16 protein-coding genes and 1 riboswitch are annotated in these 16,055 nt (G+C 40.6%); of the genes, 2 read left to right on the forward strand and 14 right to left on the reverse strand.

The genetic code is table 11. The annotated features are described in order from the left end of the window. Window positions 1–32: 32 nt before the first annotated feature. The 12 genes from ypeB to NSQ72_RS10295 form a co-directional block, all read right to left on the reverse strand. Window positions 33–1,382 (reverse strand): germination protein YpeB, encoded by a 1,350-nt coding sequence (ypeB, locus tag NSQ72_RS10240; RefSeq protein WP_039179595.1) that lies wholly within the window; start codon window positions 1,380–1,382, stop codon window positions 33–35. Between the two features lie 16 nt (window positions 1,383–1,398). Further along, a complete protein-coding gene (gene sleB / locus NSQ72_RS10245) occupies window positions 1,399–2,307 on the reverse strand; it encodes a spore cortex-lytic enzyme (protein WP_039179596.1) in 909 nt (302 codons plus the stop codon). Between the two features lie 133 nt (window positions 2,308–2,440). Beyond that, window positions 2,441–3,097 (reverse strand): glutamic-type intramembrane protease PrsW, encoded by a 657-nt coding sequence (gene prsW / locus NSQ72_RS10250; protein ID WP_024422824.1) that lies wholly within the window; start codon window positions 3,095–3,097, stop codon window positions 2,441–2,443. Window positions 3,098–3,251: 154 nt separating this feature from the next. Further along, complete coding sequence (locus NSQ72_RS10255; protein WP_341085021.1) at window positions 3,252–4,223, reverse strand: YpdA family putative bacillithiol disulfide reductase; 972 nt, start codon at window positions 4,221–4,223, stop codon at window positions 3,252–3,254. 124 nt (window positions 4,224–4,347) lie between these two features. Next, a complete protein-coding gene (locus NSQ72_RS10260; protein ID WP_007500982.1) occupies window positions 4,348–5,622 on the reverse strand; it encodes a Glu/Leu/Phe/Val family dehydrogenase in 1,275 nt (424 codons plus the stop codon). Window positions 5,623–5,818: 196 nt separating this feature from the next. Then, window positions 5,819–6,397 (reverse strand): genetic competence negative regulator, encoded by a 579-nt coding sequence (locus NSQ72_RS10265; RefSeq protein ID WP_024428080.1) that lies wholly within the window; start codon window positions 6,395–6,397, stop codon window positions 5,819–5,821. Window positions 6,398–6,562: 165 nt separating this feature from the next. Beyond that, window positions 6,563–7,351: a metallophosphoesterase gene (locus NSQ72_RS10270; RefSeq protein WP_341083979.1), complete on the reverse strand. Its 789-nt coding sequence runs from the start codon at window positions 7,349–7,351 to the stop codon at window positions 6,563–6,565. Between the two features lie 87 nt (window positions 7,352–7,438). Next, window positions 7,439–7,894 carry a DUF2663 family protein gene (locus NSQ72_RS10275; RefSeq protein ID WP_341083981.1) on the reverse strand — a complete coding sequence of 152 codons (456 nt, stop codon included), beginning with the start codon at window positions 7,892–7,894 and terminating at the stop codon, window positions 7,439–7,441. Window positions 7,895–7,958: 64 nt separating this feature from the next. Then, window positions 7,959–8,744: a LysM peptidoglycan-binding domain-containing protein gene (locus tag NSQ72_RS10280; RefSeq protein ID WP_039179605.1), complete on the reverse strand. Its 786-nt coding sequence runs from the start codon at window positions 8,742–8,744 to the stop codon at window positions 7,959–7,961. Continuing rightward, window positions 8,689–9,330: a CPBP family intramembrane glutamic endopeptidase gene (locus NSQ72_RS10285; RefSeq protein WP_041109653.1), complete on the reverse strand. Its 642-nt coding sequence runs from the start codon at window positions 9,328–9,330 to the stop codon at window positions 8,689–8,691. The genes NSQ72_RS10280 and NSQ72_RS10285 overlap by 56 nt, the downstream gene beginning before the upstream one ends. Beyond that, the gene (locus NSQ72_RS10290; RefSeq protein ID WP_341083982.1) at window positions 9,327–10,835 is read right to left on the reverse strand and encodes a RecQ family ATP-dependent DNA helicase; all 1,509 of its coding nucleotides are present in this window, start codon (window positions 10,833–10,835) and stop codon (window positions 9,327–9,329) included. The genes NSQ72_RS10285 and NSQ72_RS10290 overlap by 4 nt, the downstream gene beginning before the upstream one ends. Continuing rightward, window positions 10,828–11,880 (reverse strand): helix-turn-helix domain-containing protein, encoded by a 1,053-nt coding sequence (locus NSQ72_RS10295; RefSeq protein ID WP_341083984.1) that lies wholly within the window; start codon window positions 11,878–11,880, stop codon window positions 10,828–10,830. The genes NSQ72_RS10290 and NSQ72_RS10295 overlap by 8 nt, the downstream gene beginning before the upstream one ends. A 267-nt stretch (window positions 11,881–12,147) precedes the next feature. On the opposite strand from NSQ72_RS10295, the gene NSQ72_RS10300 reads away from it, so the two are divergent. Next, window positions 12,148–12,396: a ferredoxin gene (locus tag NSQ72_RS10300; RefSeq protein ID WP_003215700.1), complete on the forward strand. Its 249-nt coding sequence runs from the start codon at window positions 12,148–12,150 to the stop codon at window positions 12,394–12,396. A gap of 231 nt (window positions 12,397–12,627) precedes the next feature. On the opposite strand, the gene NSQ72_RS10305 is transcribed toward NSQ72_RS10300, so the two are convergent. Next, complete coding sequence (locus NSQ72_RS10305; RefSeq protein WP_024428075.1) at window positions 12,628–13,209, reverse strand: ECF transporter S component; 582 nt, start codon at window positions 13,207–13,209, stop codon at window positions 12,628–12,630. A gap of 144 nt (window positions 13,210–13,353) precedes the next feature. After that, window positions 13,354–13,484: riboswitch (FMN riboswitch) on the reverse strand. Between the two features lie 287 nt (window positions 13,485–13,771). Here NSQ72_RS10305 and serA point away from each other — a divergent pair. Beyond that, window positions 13,772–15,346, forward strand: a complete 1,575-nt coding sequence (gene serA, locus NSQ72_RS10310) for a phosphoglycerate dehydrogenase (RefSeq protein WP_024422834.1) — start codon at window positions 13,772–13,774, stop codon at window positions 15,344–15,346. A 35-nt stretch (window positions 15,347–15,381) separates the two neighbouring features. On the opposite strand, the gene NSQ72_RS10315 is transcribed toward serA, so the two are convergent. Then, window positions 15,382–16,029: a peptidoglycan DD-metalloendopeptidase family protein gene (locus tag NSQ72_RS10315; RefSeq protein ID WP_341083985.1), complete on the reverse strand. Its 648-nt coding sequence runs from the start codon at window positions 16,027–16,029 to the stop codon at window positions 15,382–15,384. Window positions 16,030–16,055 lie beyond the last annotated feature (26 nt).

Consider the following 16,055-nt stretch of genomic DNA (forward strand, 5'->3'; position numbering starts at 1 on the left):
AAGACTTATTAGCCTTTTCCTCGCTTCCTTTTCTATAGGTCTTTATATATAGGTTCTGCATTTTTCAGTTTATCTACCCGTTCTTCTTTTCCAGTATCTGCATTAATGAACATGCGGTACGTATCGTTTTTTATCGTTCCGAGGAACTCATAGCACAGAACTTCCTCTGACATATCATTTTGCACAATCGCCAAATGAGTATCTTCGATCTTTACATGCTGATTCAATGTTTTCTGTGCTTCTTTTTGAGAGATTTTCGGTGCTTTGATGTCTCGAGTTTTATGATTCGTTAAGTAGTCCTTCGCTGAAAACCCAACAACCTCGCCATCATCCAATGCGACTTTCATGCGTATACTATCTGGATAAAGTAATACATTTTTTTGAAGAGGCACATAGGTAAATACACCGATATTATCAAATTGTGCACTTTCATCTAAATGGAACGATTCTGTGTCAAATCCGTGCTTTTTTAAAAAGCTGAGTGCTTTTTCTGATGCAGCATTCAAACTGATTTTTTGTTTTTTCACGTCACGATTCTGAAGAAGGTAGACTGGGTGCCCTCCTTTTTCAGTTAAGTCTAAGTAAAAGTTAGCATGGCTGTCTGGATCAGACATCGATAAGCTATACACGTCACGATTGGTTTTGCTGCCGCTTTTTCTCACTTTAAAATGTTGATTATGGTCGGGTGTGAATTGCTGTGCAATGCGGATCGCTTCTTTTTTTGAAATCTTATCGCCTTTTAGATGATTGTAGCCTTGTGTTTCTTTTTCTGTCGACACATTTGTAGGCCCAAGATCGACATCTGCAAACGCATCTGCATTTCTCTCGACTGTTTTCAGCCCGTCAATGATGGTGTTATCGTTCTTTCGATCGCCGTCAGCCAGCGCCATTTCAACATCCATCCATTTTAAGTTTTTATTAAGGACGAGGTGCTGCACTTGTCTAAGTTCGTTTTGGATATCTGATGCTTGATTATATAGAGCTGTAATGGTTTTGTGTGTATCTTTATTTAATGGTTCGTCTGATAAAGTTTTGACTGATGATTTGTAGCTAAAGTCTCCGACATTCGCCAGGAATTCTTCCGTTTTATTAAAAGGCATCAATGTGAGCGGGAGCTGGCTGACATTGTTATGCGCTTCTGATGACATTCTCCATACATCTGCAAGTGCTGGTGAGATGGATGTTTGGCTGTTCATCGCAAGTGTTGCGCCCAGTTTGTCATGCAGCTGATCCACCTGATACGTTAAATCGTGGAAGGCTCTTTGGTAGTTGTTCTCAGCATGAAGCAGCACGGCGTCTTTTTCTTGATGTTCTTTATAGCCCCAGTAACCTGTTGAGATGACAGCAATTCCTAAAATAGCAATCAATATTCCTCTGATCATTTATTTACACCTCTTTTTATTCGCAGAATATATGTTTCCCGATTCGTTTAATTTGTGGTCTTCCCCAAATCCATGGACTTGTTGCTGTATCAGGATTAAAGTAATAAATGGCGCTCTCAGATGGGTCCCAGCCATTGATTGCATCAAACACAGCCTTTTTTGCCGTTTCATCTGGCGTCATATAAAATTGCCCATCTGCAACAGCGGTAAACGCTAACGGTTCAAAAATGACCCCTGCGATCGTATTTGGAAAGGTCGGATTGTTCAAACGGTTTAAGATCACGGCCGCGATGGCCACCTGTCCTTCATATGGCTCACCTCTTGCTTCACTGTAAACAGCTTGCGACAAGAGCTGAATGTCATTACTAGAAAAACCACCAGGCATGTTGGCTGCTGTTTGTTTCGGTGTTTGATTTCCCTGCTGGCTGCCTGACTGATTGCCAGACTTCGCAGATGATCCACTTTGACTTTTTTGATTTTCTTTTGTACCTTGAGCTGTCTTTTTTTGCGAGCTTCTTTTCGGAGCCTTTGTTTGCTGATCAAGAGGCTTTCCGCCATAATGGGTAAACTGGTTCCCTTGCTGCAGCTGCTTTTGAACAAATTCTTTGTAGTATTTCGTCTTTTGAACTAATAAGCTTTTTGTTTTCTCGCCTACAAGTCCATCGACCTTCTTGATGCCAAATTGGCTTTGAAAGTTACGAACGGCCCAGTACGTCCCCCAGCCATAGACGCCATCAATTTTGCCATTGTAAAAACCATTGTATTGGAGACGCGCTTGCAGTTCGACTACATCTTCTCCTGTTGCGCCCCGCTGGATGACTTGGCTGGTGAAGGCTTCACTTTTACTCTCTGTCAAAAGAGAAGACGCAAGAAGAACGATTGAGAAGATAAGAACGATTTGTTTTATGAAACGAGCTTTATCCATATTTGATCCTCCTGTACTTTTGATGTTTGAATATATGTTTCTTCCGATCCCTATTTTTATACATTCAACACAGGAGAGAATTGGATGGAAAAGACAAAAAACGCCCTATCAACAAATAGGACGTTTTCAAAAATTAAATTTGCACCATTTTTACCGCACGGGCTTTTTTTGCTTTCCTTAAACCAAACCACCATAAAAAAATCATGAACGGCACCATGATATATCCCCAGTTTTTCATCCCTAATAGAATGAAATCATACAGGCCGTGAAACAGCACAGGGAGCGTTAAAGAAAGGATCAGCCATTTGCGCTGTTCTTTTTTATCAGAGAAGCGGGCTTTTCCGATATAAAATCCCATCACAACACCAAATAATGCGTGACTTGATACAGGTAATAAAGCACGGGTAAACGCATATTCGACCCCATGACCGACTAAGTAAAGAATATTTTCAAGTGTTGCAAAACCAAGTGAGACACTCGTTCCATACACAATCCCGTCATAATGTTCGTCAAACTGAGCATGCGCATAAACGCTGACCATTAAAATAAACCATTTTAATGATTCCTCTAAAAAGCCCGACGTCACAAATGAAATCAAGATAGGGTTTGTTGCGATATTTTCCTCTTGAAGGACATATTGAATAAACATGGTTGGAAACACAAGTATGACACCTAGCATAAAAGATCTGATGACCATATGAACCGGCTCATTGTCGTACTGATCTTTCAAATAAAAATAACTTAAAAGTGCGATGCCGGGAGCTAAACCTGCTGAGATGATTGCGATCATAACCAGACCTCTTTCCCTACATTATCCTTCATTATCGTACCATGATTTACCCTTTTTTTATATGACTCGGGCCCATTTTTCTAAAAATAAATTTCTATATAATCCCAATTTATAAAAAAAGAACTGAACCCCTTTGAAGGATCCAGTTCTTTTTTTATCCGTTGATTCTTTTGTTGATTTCTTCTGCAATGAGTCCGCCATGAAATCTTCCATTTTCGATGAAAATTTCATTCGCATTATTTCCAGCAGCAATGACTCCTGCAATGAAAATACCTTCAACATTCGTTTCCATCGTTTGTTCATCAAATGCTGGACGGCCTGATTCTTGATCAATCGTGACACCCATTTTTTCTAAGAAAGAATGATCTGGATGATAGCCAGTCATGGCAAATACATAGTCACTTTTCACTCGATCCGTTTGATCTTGCTGGTTTGTAAAGATCACTTCTTCTTCTGTGATTTCTATCACCTGCGCGCCAAACTCCATTTGAATCGTTCCATTACGGACAAGCGCTTCAAACTCTGGTAAAATCCAAGGTTTGATGCTGGATGAATATTCAGTTCCTCTATAAAGCACAGTGACTCTGCTTCCGCATTTCACAAGTTCTAGCGCAGCATCCACACTGGAGTTCTTCCCGCCGATCACCGTCACATCTTTATCAAAATATGGGTGCCCTTCTTTAAAATAGTGATACACGTGGGGAAGGTCTTCTCCTTTGACGTTCATATAATTTGGATGATCATAATACCCAGTCGCAATGACGACGTAATCACATGAATAATCGTCTTTTGATGTATTCACCGTAAAACGGCCATCTTGTTTCTTCACGGCGTTTACTTTTTCAAAAGCATGTACACGCAGTTTTTTTCGTCTGACGACCTCTCGGTAATAGGAAAGTGCCTGAATACGAACGGGCTTACGATTCTCAGTAATAAAAGCGACATCACCGATTTCAAGCTTTTCACTTGTACTAAAAAAGGTTTGATGTGTTGGGTAATGATAAATACTGTTCACGACATTCCCCTTTTCAATCACAAGTGCATCAATCCCAATTTGCTTGAATGCGATGGCAGCTGATAGTCCGCATGGGCCGCCTCCTATTATGATCGCTTTTTCTTGTTTCATTTGTTCCACTCCTGTCATTTCACTGCAATAACAATTGCTGGGCTGTTTGATTCTTTGTTCCATTCCATAAAAAAATCTCCTATTTAAGGATAGGAGATTTTAAGGCGCGATGCAAATCAGCCGCTTAAATCCAGCCTCTGAATCGAGAAGCTTCAGCCATTTTACGTACACCGACCATATATGCAGCAAGACGCATATCAATCCGGCGGTTTTGCGCCATTTCATAAATATTATTAAATGATTTCACCATCATATCTTCTAAACGAGTTTCAACTTCTTCTTCAGTCCAGTAGAACCCTTGGTTATTCTGAACCCATTCAAAGTAAGAAACAGTTACACCACCCGCACTCGCAAGTACGTCTGGGACAAGTAGTACACCACGATCTGAAAGAATTTTGGTTCCTTCCAGTGTCGTTGGACCATTTGCTGCTTCAACGACAATTTTGGCTTTAATGTTTGCCGCATTATCTTCTGTGATTTGGTTTTCAATGGCTGCAGGTACTAGGATATCACAATCCAGCTCAAGCAGCTCTTGGTTTGTAATTGTATCGTTAAATAATTTAGTGACGGTTCCAAAGCTGTCACGTCGGTCAAGCAAGTAGTCAATATCTAGACCATCTTCATCGTATAATCCGCCGTACGCATCTGAAATCCCTACGATTTTCGCTCCAGCATCATACATGAATTTAGCTAAGTAGCTCCCTGCATTTCCGAATCCCTGTACGACAACACGAGCCCCGTTAATGTCAATTCCTTTTTTCTTCGCCGCTTCTTTGATGCAGATCGTCACACCTTTTGCTGTTGCAGTATCACGTCCGTGTGATCCTCCAAGAACAATTGGTTTTCCTGTAATAAATCCTGGCGAGTTAAACTCATCAATTCTAGAATATTCATCCATCATCCATGCCATAATTTGAGAGTTCGTAAACACGTCTGGTGCTGGAACATCTTTTGTTGGTCCAACAATTTGACTGATGGCGCGAACATAGCCGCGGCTAAGTTTTTCAAGCTCTCTGAATGACATTTCTCTTGGATCACAGATAATACCGCCTTTTCCTCCGCCATAAGGAAGATCCACAATTCCACATTTTAAACTCATCCAAATTGAAAGCGCTTTTACTTCTTTTTCCGTAACGTTCGGGTGGAAACGAATTCCGCCTTTTGTTGGACCGACAGCATCATTGTGCTGTGCGCGGTAACCAGTGAAGATTTTCACAGATCCATCATCCATACGTACTGGAATTTTGACCGTTAATAGACGAATTGGCTCCTTCAGCAATTCATACACTTCCTGCGGATACCCTAATTTGTCTAGCGCTTTATGTATGACGGTTTGAGTTGACTTTAAAACATCTAGCTTATCTTCTGCGTTATGAGCGGCGTTTTGATCGGCTGCCATTAAAATAAACCCCCTAGAAATCTTTCATGATCTACTGCTCCCTTTCAAGCAATAGTATACACCTTCGTACTGGTAAAGCAAAGGTAAAAAGCGTTTTTTATCAAAATAAAATATCAGCGTTTATAAATATAAAAAAGGATATAAAAAAATACTGTTGTTTCATCACAACAGTATTAAATATAATAGAAAAAAGTGATTAAAAATACATTTGAATCGTTTTCACAGCATCTTCTTGCATGATCACTTTTCCATACTCTTTTAGCCGGTGAATGGTGAGTGTCGTAGGTGAACCAAACTCTGCTAAAATTGAAATGACTGTATCAGCGGATAGTTCTCCAACATCATCTAGGCTGAGATAATATTGACCTTCATAATGGTAAACTGTACCCCCTAAAAGTCCAATACGACTTAAACTATGGGACAGTTGAATCACATCTTCAAACGAGGCAAATTGATAGAGCACATGCTTGCTCTCGTCGAGCTTGACTTGCATCTCAATGTAATCTTCATCAAACTCATCATCAGCATCTTCCTGCTGACTCTTTGTGACAATGACGACCATCCCCTGCGCCTGAAGAGAAAATACTTCAACAGCAATCGGTCCATTCGCTTCAAAACCGAGCTCCTGATTCGCCTCGTTCATCATGTCTTTAAACAGCTGATGGACTTTGAACGAATCTTTCCAAAGGTCTTCTTTCGTAAGACCTCGGTCTGTCAGGTCATCTAGTGTGAGAAAAATTTTGATTTTATTATAATTCAGACGCTCCAGTCGCATAACGTTCCCTCCTGCCTCTTCTAAACACACATCATACTGTAGTATATGAGATGATGAGTCATAGGTTCTTAATTTTGTATTCAGTTTACACTGTGTCAAGACGGAAGACAAGCATGAAGCTATGCTTACGGTGACTTTTATGGAAAATATTGAGGGTTCCGCAAGTTAACGCGTTTTTAGAGGCATTAAATAGATCAGATGGGTTTCTGGTTCTGCTCCGAGACGCAAAGGAATTTTTGTTGTACCGTAGCCATTACTAATGAGAAAGAACGCACCTTTGACCTGGCCTGTTCTTCCTTTTTCATACGGTCCAAATTTCCCAATTCGGATCTGTCCCCCATGCGTATGACCGCTCAGGACAAGATCGATTCCCTCTTCTTCACTCATCAAATGATGTACATCTGGATTGTGTGATAAGAGAATATTGACATCTTCTTTCACAAACTCTGGCCGTATCGCTTCATAATCTGCTTTTTCAAGCCGAATATCATCAATTCCTCCAATTTTAATTCGCTGGCCTTCGAAATTCCATACAGCCGTTTCATTTTGCAATGTCGTGACATCGTATGCATGAAGAATCTCTTTAAACCTTTGCTGATGCAGCTCATGATCATTATTTCCCCAAACAAAATAAACCGGCGCAATTCTTGATAAACGTTTCACATTTTCTTCAATCCTTGCGTAGGGCACACCTTTTTCTGCTAAATCTCCGCCAATCATAATCACATCTGGCTCTTCCTGTCTGATTTCTGCTAATAAAGTGTCACTTATGAGACGTCTGTGTGTATCAGAAATAAAGAAAATGACAGCAGGCCGGTCTGATTGAAGTGCTTCTATTGTAAAGTAATGCTTTTTGATGTTGTTTTGTTTTGCCGTTTTCACCATTTTTGCCGTTACACACACACCTGTTGTAACAGCCGCAATGGCGGCAGTAAGTCCGATGGCATATTTCATCACAAATGGCTCCCTTACATATCTTTCTTTCATAAGACGCTTGAATGAAAAAAGACGTTTCAACTGTTAAACGTCTTTTTTTCTCATTTATTTACTTTCATAATAGAGATTAATGTCAAATTGCTTCTGCATATAGTGAAAAACCGCCTCGCGCTCTTTCCACTGATTTGATTGCGGCCATAAGTCTGTGCTCTTTTGTATAATTTCACATCGAAGCCGATGATATTCATCTTCAGCTTTTTCTTCTTTTTTCTTATAGTAATAAGAAGCATAAAAAGCAAAGACCTCAGCCATGATCCAAAACAGAAATACTTCATGACCAAGCAGTGTGGCAATCATGGCTTCCGGCTGAAGCGAGCCGCCTCCCGCATTTGCCGTGATCACAAAATAAAACAAAAGAATGGCCAGCGATAGAAGGGCTGTCCATTGCCACCTTTTGCACTGCTTGGCAAACCCCTCATATTTATGCTTTCTTTTGATCAATGTTTCCATCATCTTCTGTGTTGGCTGATCCATATATCGGCTGATTGCGTGCAATGTCATCACATACACCCTGTCCCTTTTTTCTACATATGTATGTGCCTGCTTCTTCATTCATGTCAGATGATTAGTTTTCTAGTGGAATATTCAGCACTTGACCACTGTACACGCTGTTACCTTTCAAATGATTATAGGCTCTAATTTTCTCTTCACCCGAACGGTTTTTGTAATACTTCATTGAAATTCGATACAGGTTTTCCTCTGGACCAACAGTGTGCTGCACGACACGAACTGGCTTTTCTTCCTGCTTCTTTTTCTCTTCAGCTTCTTTTCGTTTTTTCTCTTCCTGTTGCTTTTGCAGGGCTAGCTGCTGCTGTTCACGCTTTTTGGCAGCTTCAGCTCGCTCCCGCTCTTTTTCTTTCGCTGCTTGTTCACGCTCTTCTTTCTCTTTAGCAGCTTTTTCTTTTTTCTTCTGTTCAGCTTTTTCTTTCGATCGCTGTTTTTCTTCATCTTTCTTTTGCTTCTCATCATCAGACGCATCTGCTTTATCAGCGCTTGAGTCATTTTTCGTTTCGGCAAGTGCTGACGGGACTGGGTCTGTGTCAGCACTTGATGTAGAATCAATATTATATACATCTTGATTATTATTATGGTTGATTTCCTTTGACGTGTAGTAGATCAAAAGGAAGAACACCGTGACGACGATAATAGGAAAGATAATAGCCAGTGTTGTAAACAATGGATTGCGAACCTTTTTCGTGCGCTGCTTTTTATATTCATGAAAATCTTCTCGTGTAGGAAAGTGAGAGTCATCTGAAGGCTGTACTTCTTCTTCAAAAATCTTCTCAACATCATCGTCATGGATGTTTGTCAGCTGCTCCTTCTTTCTCTTCATTCTCGACATTTCTTCCATGTTCATCCCTCCCCCTATATTTCAAACGAATTTGACAAGCAAAGACTAAGTCAATGACAAAATGGGTCATGACAGGAACAAATAAATTCCCCGTCCACTCGTATAAAAGTCCTAAAAAAATACTAATGGAAACCACAAGGATAAACAAGAGTATTTTTGATAAGTAGCGAAAGTGAAGGAGCGCAAACACGATACTAGCAATCTCCAATCCAAATTGCTGCTGGACGATCCCTCGGAATAGAATTTCCTCTGAAAAGGCGATGAGCAGTGTTAACCAAACAATATGCGGGATGCTGCGGTTTTTGAACATTTTTTCATTTAATCCGCCATCATCATACATATGAGCAGGAAACACCTTCATGACAATTGCATCCACAATGATTACAAGCACAGCGCCGCCAATTCCATAAGTCAGTATCCGCGCATCTTGGATCTCCCACAGGGATGTGAAATCTGTCCAATGATCGAACATAAATATCCCTAGTAAAAAAGAAATAACCAGCATCAGCAGCTGCGTAAAATACAGCTGTTCTACGACTTGTCGATCGGTTAATTTTTCAATGATTCGGCGATGTTGTTCGATCAATGCTGCGCCTCTTTTGTCAGATGAAACATACGATCCAGCACGGTCTTCCAGTGTTTCATTTCATTCAGCTCCAATGGTTGTTCTTTTTTTTCATAATCAGACAGGTCAAGTCCGCAAGAAGAGCAGCAATTGCCAGAGGATGCGGCCTCCGTTTGATCAAGCTGTTCGTAAAAGTATGATAACAGAGATTGTCTAAAGCAGCTATGATCTGTGATCCGCTCCTTAAATTGCCACACTTTTCTCAGTTTTTCTGTTTGTCTGTCCTGCAATTTCTCTTTCAGTTTCATCAGGAGCACACGAGGCTCGTCAGACTGATACATCCTGTAATAGTGGATCAGCATTCTTGCCCGTGTCTCCTGAAGCCCTGATTCCATCAATTGTTCACGTAATTTTTTTTCATCATTTGTCTGCATTTGAGTCAGCCTGGCTAAGAAAAAATCAATTTCTGGATCATCAAAGCCCTCGGCTTGTATTAAATGCTGTTGAATGTCCGCATCCTCTTCTGTATATAAAAGAATGCTCACACTGTTTTTCCCGTCCCGTCCTGCTCTTCCAATTTCCTGCATAAATGCTTCAATTGACTGCGGCGGGCTCATATGAATAACAAATCGTATATCTGCTTTGTCAATTCCCATTCCAAAAGCACTTGTGCAACAAATGAGATCAAGCTGTCCGCTGATAAATTGCTGCTGAATAAGCATGCGGTCTCCTGCATCCATTCCGCCATGGTAATACTCTACACGCTGATGGGTTTTTTGTTTCATAAAAAGAGCCATATCTTCTGTCATTTGCCGAGTCGGGCAATAAATCAGACCGGGGCCTTGCAGGAATTCCACAAGCTCAATGGCCCGTTTCTCTTTTGCTTCTTTCGTTTCGTGCGCTTCTTTGACTAAAGCGATGTTTGGCCGGTTGACAGAATGAATATGAAAGTCCGGATGCTGCAATCTTAACGTTTGCACGGTATCTTTAAGTGTTTGTTTTGTTGCAGTTGCCGTCAGTGCTAAGGCGACAGGATGACCTAACGCTTCTCTCCATTCTCCCAGCTTTGAATATTCCGGACGGAAATCATGCCCCCATTCCGATATACAATGGGCTTCATCGACGACGAACAAACCAATATGCATCGATTTGAGCTGTTCTAGCAGTACCTCTGACATTAATGCCTCAGGGGCGACGAATAAAAATTTATATGATGGCAAATGCCGAATGATATGTCGTCTCTCCTGAAAAGACAATGTGCTGTTCAGTGCCGCCACTCGTTTTTCTCCGCGCATTTTCATTCGTTCGACTTGATCCTCCATAAGCGATAACAGCGGCGAAATAATGAGAACTAATCCATCTGTCATATAGCCGGGAATTTGATAGCAGATGGATTTCCCTCCGCCAGTAGGCAGCATGGCAACGGTATCCTTTTGATTTAGTACACTTTGAATAATGTCCTCTTGACCTGTTTTAAATGAGTCGTAACCAAAATATCGCATGAGCGTCTGATGAAGCTTATCCATTTGCTTTCACCATCCTTGTCAGAGCCAATCGTATTTGAAAATAAGTAAATGAATGTTCGAGTTTTTCTTTAATCAGCTTCATTTTATTTGTTTGAAGCTCTCTGGCTACTGTATGAATGGCCTGCTGCGCTTCTTCACTCACATACGGCTCTATTGAGAAGTTCGGTTCATGTATGGAAAGCTCGACAATATGGTCTTCGATCGTTGCCTTTTTTAATGAACGAATATGCGCAATCTGATCAATATCAAAGCCTTTTTGCACAAGTTCGAGCGTTTTGTGAGTAGAGGTTGTTAGCACGCGTTTGAATTCAAGGTCACCTACGAGCTTTTGCATGATCTGCGCCTCACCTTTTTGGGCAGCATGAATAAAATAATGAAGGACATTCCAAAAAAGCAGGTACACATACCACACATCTTCTTTTAGCCACTCTGCCATTTGCTGATACGTACGCCCGATTCTTTCATTTGACGTCAATGAATAAACAAAAATCAGCGCCTCTTGATCACTTATACGGCTAAGAAGCGTTTCTAGTTCATGATGCAGCTCTTCTGAAAGTTTATTCTTCTCGTGATGCTGTTTTAAGAAGGATTTCGTCCAGCTTTGTACGGATACATCTCTTTGTATTGGGACATATTGATACGATCCAGCCATATGGTGAGAAAGCACTTGTACAAGTAAGGAGAGCCTCATCCATAGCACCTTTGCTTTATCATGATATTTTGCACCATGAAAATAAACGGGCATCGGTTTTTCTAAAAAGTACTGGTTTAGCATACACTGTCCTGCATCTGTAACAGTGAATGTCTCCCCCGTTTTTTTGATGTAGTGCTCTTCGTCAAGTTTTATAGTAGAGCGATTCAGCTGATCCCTCGTAAACCCCGGGTAACAGCCGAAGTACTTTGAAAGCTGAAATAAACTGGCATCCTGTATTGTTTGTGATGATTTTTTTCCTTTAAAAAGGTGGTAGACAGCACTTATGGAGCGTTCGCCGTTCAATTTATATACGCTGTCCATTAACATGACATCCAAATAATGAAGAGTCATTCGCCAAAGCACCTGTCTTCCTGACAAAATTCGAATATTTTCTCCCTTTATTTTAACAGATTTCATAGAAGAAGAAATGTTTAAACTCAATTTGTGGGGGAAAGTTATGAACAAACCCTTATGTGATAAGCATTCTCAATCACTTTACAGTTGAAATGTGAAATTAAAATCATTACAATAAGGTTTGAGGAAATTGTTTTTTATCGGTGAAACTAAAAAGGTTAGACCATTTGTTCCATCGAACAATCTGGGAGGTATTTTTTTAACATGGCAAAATATACAATTGTAGACAAAGACACATGTATTGCTTGCGGCGCATGCGGTGCAGCTGCTCCAGACATTTATGATTATGATGATGAAGGCATTGCATTTGTTACGCTTGATGACAACCAAGGAACTGTAGAAGTTCCAGAAGTACTTGAAGAAGATATGCTTGACGCATTTGAAGGATGTCCAACGGATTCAATCAAAGTTGCGGACGAATCTTTCGAGGGTGACCCACTTAAGCATGAATAGTATAAAAGCCCCTTATGCAGGGGCTTTCAGCATGTAGACAAACCCTCGCATTCGTTGTCAGGTCTGCGCGCCGGTACTCACGAATGTCAAATTCGCTCCGTTCCGGTGCTCACCCTTCCTAGACTGCAAAGGTTTTCTATCACGCTGAATAGAAGACAAAGGGCTAAAATAAAAACCATTTTAGCCCTTTGTCAATAATCTAAAGCCCCTTATGCAGGGGCTTTTTTTATATTAACTATTTTGAAGTCGGCGTTTATTTTCAAACCATGGACGCATTTTCACAAAAATGAGGCTAAACACGATGGTAATGATGATGCCTTTAATAAGATTAAAAGGCAATATCCCTGCTGTTATCGTCGCCTTGAGCATATTATCCGAAAGTTGAGGTGCATTTAAAAACCATGTGTAAGCTGGCAGAAACAGGAAGTAATTTAAAATACTCATCATCACAGTCATAAGCACTGTGCCCAAGAACATAGACCATACAATTCCCTTTGCCGATTTGATTTTTTTGAAAATGAAGGCCACTGGTAAAATGAACAATACGCCTGCTGTAAAGTTCGCTACTTGATCAACAGGAACACCAGACATACTGCCATGAATGAGATAATGCAGTACATTTTTTAACGCCTCAACAGCAATACCTGCACCCGGCCCATAAATTAAAATCGCAATAATCGCTGGAATATCGCTGAAATCAATTTTCAAATATCCTGGAAGCCCAGGGAACGGGAAGTTTAATAACATTAAAACAAATGAAATACTGCTAAGCATACTGATTACGACTAAACGCTTTACTTTACTTTGATTCAATATTCTCTCTCCTTTTCGATCAAATCTTTCGAAAAGAGGATTGTTCCATTTTAGCCACAAAAAAACCGCCCTTGAAAACAGGAGCGGGGAAATTGGGCTAGACAAATAAACGTGTAAACATCAATGTTTTCAACGTTTATGAACCTCCATCTTCTCCCATCCAGACTATACTGTCGGCTTCGGAATCACACCGAATCCTGCCAAAAAGGCTCGCGGGCTTAGAGACTATGCTCATCACCGCCGGTAGGGAATTACACCCTGCCCCGAAGATTGATCATTATTCAATTCGACATCATTATATATGATATATGAGCATTTGTACAGATAAAAATCCTGAGCAAATTCATCAGTTTTAAGAAATCGTAAAAAACACAAAAATTCTAATGACAAATGCGCAAAAATTGGTTATCTTTTGTTTAAAGGTGTTCATTCTTTATAAAGACACAAAGAAATGTTCGTGTTTTCTTTTTCACTTTACTGCTTTAATTTGATTGACACAGTGAAAAGGAATATGGTAAATTATCAGATATTTATGACGTTTATTTTAGGAGGAAATCTTACGATGTTTCGAGTATTAGTCTCAGATAAGATGAGCAATGATGGTCTTCTACCACTTTTAGAATCAGATTTTGTTGAAATTGTCCAAAAAAATGTAGCAGAAGCAGAAGATGAATTACACACGTTTGATGCCTTACTTGTCAGAAGTGCCACGAAAGTAACGAAAGAGCTTTATGAAAAAATGACTTCATTAAAAATTGTCGGCCGTGCCGGTGTGGGAGTAGACAATATTGACATTGATGAAGCAACCAAGCACGGCGTCATTGTGATCAATGCACCAAACGGTAATACGATCTCGACAGCTGAGCATACGTTCGCCATGATTTCATCACTTATGCGTCATATTCCGCAAGCCAATATTTCTGTCAAATCAAAAGAATGGAACAGAGGTGCATATGTTGGTGCTGAGCTTTACGGAAAATCTCTTGGGATTGTCGGCTTAGGCAGAATCGGAAGTGAAATCGCCCAGCGTGCAAGAGCGTTTGGCATGACAGTCAACGTGTTTGACCCATTTCTCACAAAGGAACGTGCAGAAAAAATTGGCGTCAATGCGAAATCACTCGATGAAGTACTCGAAGTATCAGATATTATTACTGTACATACGCCATTAACAAAAGAAACAAGAGGACTTCTCAATAAAGAAACGATTGCAAAAACGAAAAAAGGTGTTCGCCTTGTAAACTGTGCACGCGGCGGCATTATTGACGAAGCTGACCTTCTTGAGGCACTTGAAAGCGGCCATGTCGCAGGAGCTGCACTCGATGTATTCGAGGTAGAACCTCCAACTGATAATCCGCTTGTGGATCATCCACACGTCATTGCAACTCCGCATCTTGGTGCCTCTACAAAAGAAGCACAATTAAATGTAGCAGCGCAAGTATCTGAAGAAGTCCTTCAATTTGCCAAAGGTCTTCCTGTCATGTCATCTATTAATCTACCAGCGATGACAAAAGACGAATTCAAAAAGATTCAGCCTTATCATCAGTTTGCAGGAAAACTTGGACGTCTTGTCTCTCAATCAATGAGAGAACCTGTAAAAGAAGTAGGCATTTCTTATGAAGGCTCTATTTCAAAACTCGAAACATCCTTTATCACAAAAAGTCTCCTCTCAGGCTTTTTAAAAGAGCGCGTTGATTCGACTGTGAATGAAGTAAATGCTGGAATGGTCGCAAAAGAACGCGGCATTAGCTTTAGTGAGAAAATTTCTTCCAGCGAATCTGGTTACGAAAACAGTATTTCTATTGAAGTCAAAGGTGATCTTTCAACCTTTACTCTAAAAGCGACTTACATCCCGCATCTAGGGGAACGCGTTGTTTCTATTAATGGATTTAATATTGATTTTTATCCAGATGGACACCTTGTCTACATCCAGCATACAGATGCACCTGGTGTGATTGGAAAGGTTGGACAGATTTTAGGCGACCATGATGTCAACATCGCAACAATGCAGGTAGGACGTAAAGAAAAAGGCGGCGAAGCCATTATGATGCTTTCTTTTGATAAGCATCTAGAGGATGAAATTGTGAAAAAATTAACGGAAGTACAGGATATTCTTTCTGTCCGCCTGATTGACCTTTAAAAAACAGTGATAAACCTCATGCAAAAGCATGAGGTTTATTTTTTTGAAACCATTAAACGGTCTCCTGTTCGAATGAGGTGAGTGGTCAGCTCATTGATCTTTTTCAATTGTTCCACAGTCATTTCATGCGCCTTTGCTATTGACCAAAGAGTGTCCCCTTTTTTAATGACATATGTATTTGTTTCATGTCCATTTACATGAAGAGCTGGCTCTTTGAAACGTTCCACTGCAATCATTTTGAGCGGATCTATCGCATCCTCTTTGCTGACTGACCAATTGCCACGATGTACCTCAAAATGTAAATGAGTGCCTCTAGAGGCTCCTGTGTTGCCAATGATGCCAATCGGCTCTCCCGCTTGTACTCGGTCACCCTTTTTGACAAAACGCTCGTGTAAATGAGCATAGACGGTTTCGTATCCGTTTGGATGCTGAATAAACACAACCTCTCCATATGTAGCCGATACATACGAACGCGTGACCACACCTTCACTTGCAGCAAAAATGGATTCTCCTTCTGGCGCAGCTATATCTAATCCCTTATGCGAGCCGCCCCTTGTCCCAAACAAGTCAGTGACTTCTCCTTTCACTGGCTCCACCCATTCGTTTGTCTGCTGCGCATGGGCAAATGGTGCTAAGATGAAGAACAAAAAACAGCTTGCACCTATGAAGCAATACCTTTTCATCAGTGACTCCCCTTCTTTGAGGTTCT

Origin of the sequence: Bacillus sp. FSL R5-0659 (assembly GCF_038008785.1) — a bacterium.
GTDB lineage: Bacteria > Bacillota > Bacilli > Bacillales > Bacillaceae > Bacillus > Bacillus safensis.

Bases quoted from the DNA above. Each gene is read 5' to 3' on its own strand.
- ypeB (WP_039179595.1), bottom strand. From the start codon at position 1,382: ATGATCAGAGGAATATTGATTGCTATTTTAGGAATTGCTGTCATCTCA.
- sleB (WP_039179596.1), bottom strand. From the start codon at position 2,307: ATGGATAAAGCTCGTTTCATAAAACAAATCGTTCTTATCTTCTCAATC.
- NSQ72_RS10255 (WP_341085021.1), bottom strand. From the start codon at position 4,223: ATGAAACAAGAAAAAGCGATCATAATAGGAGGCGGCCCATGCGGACTA.
- NSQ72_RS10270 (WP_341083979.1), bottom strand. From the start codon at position 7,351: ATGAAATATGCCATCGGACTTACTGCCGCCATTGCGGCTGTTACAACA.
- prsW (WP_024422824.1), bottom strand. From the start codon at position 3,097: ATGATCGCAATCATCTCAGCAGGTTTAGCTCCCGGCATCGCACTTTTA.
- NSQ72_RS10315 (WP_341083985.1), bottom strand. From the start codon at position 16,029: ATGAAAAGGTATTGCTTCATAGGTGCAAGCTGTTTTTTGTTCTTCATC.
- NSQ72_RS10295 (WP_341083984.1), bottom strand. From the start codon at position 11,880: ATGACTCTTCATTATTTGGATGTCATGTTAATGGACAGCGTATATAAA.
- NSQ72_RS10280 (WP_039179605.1), bottom strand. From the start codon at position 8,744: ATGGAAGAAATGTCGAGAATGAAGAGAAAGAAGGAGCAGCTGACAAAC.
- serA (WP_024422834.1), top strand. From the start codon at position 13,772: ATGTTTCGAGTATTAGTCTCAGATAAGATGAGCAATGATGGTCTTCTA.
- NSQ72_RS10265 (WP_024428080.1), bottom strand. From the start codon at position 6,397: ATGCGACTGGAGCGTCTGAATTATAATAAAATCAAAATTTTTCTCACA.
- NSQ72_RS10300 (WP_003215700.1), top strand. From the start codon at position 12,148: ATGGCAAAATATACAATTGTAGACAAAGACACATGTATTGCTTGCGGC.
- NSQ72_RS10260 (WP_007500982.1), bottom strand. From the start codon at position 5,622: ATGGCAGCCGATCAAAACGCCGCTCATAACGCAGAAGATAAGCTAGAT.
- NSQ72_RS10290 (WP_341083982.1), bottom strand. From the start codon at position 10,835: ATGGATAAGCTTCATCAGACGCTCATGCGATATTTTGGTTACGACTCA.
- NSQ72_RS10275 (WP_341083981.1), bottom strand. From the start codon at position 7,894: ATGACATTGCACGCAATCAGCCGATATATGGATCAGCCAACACAGAAG.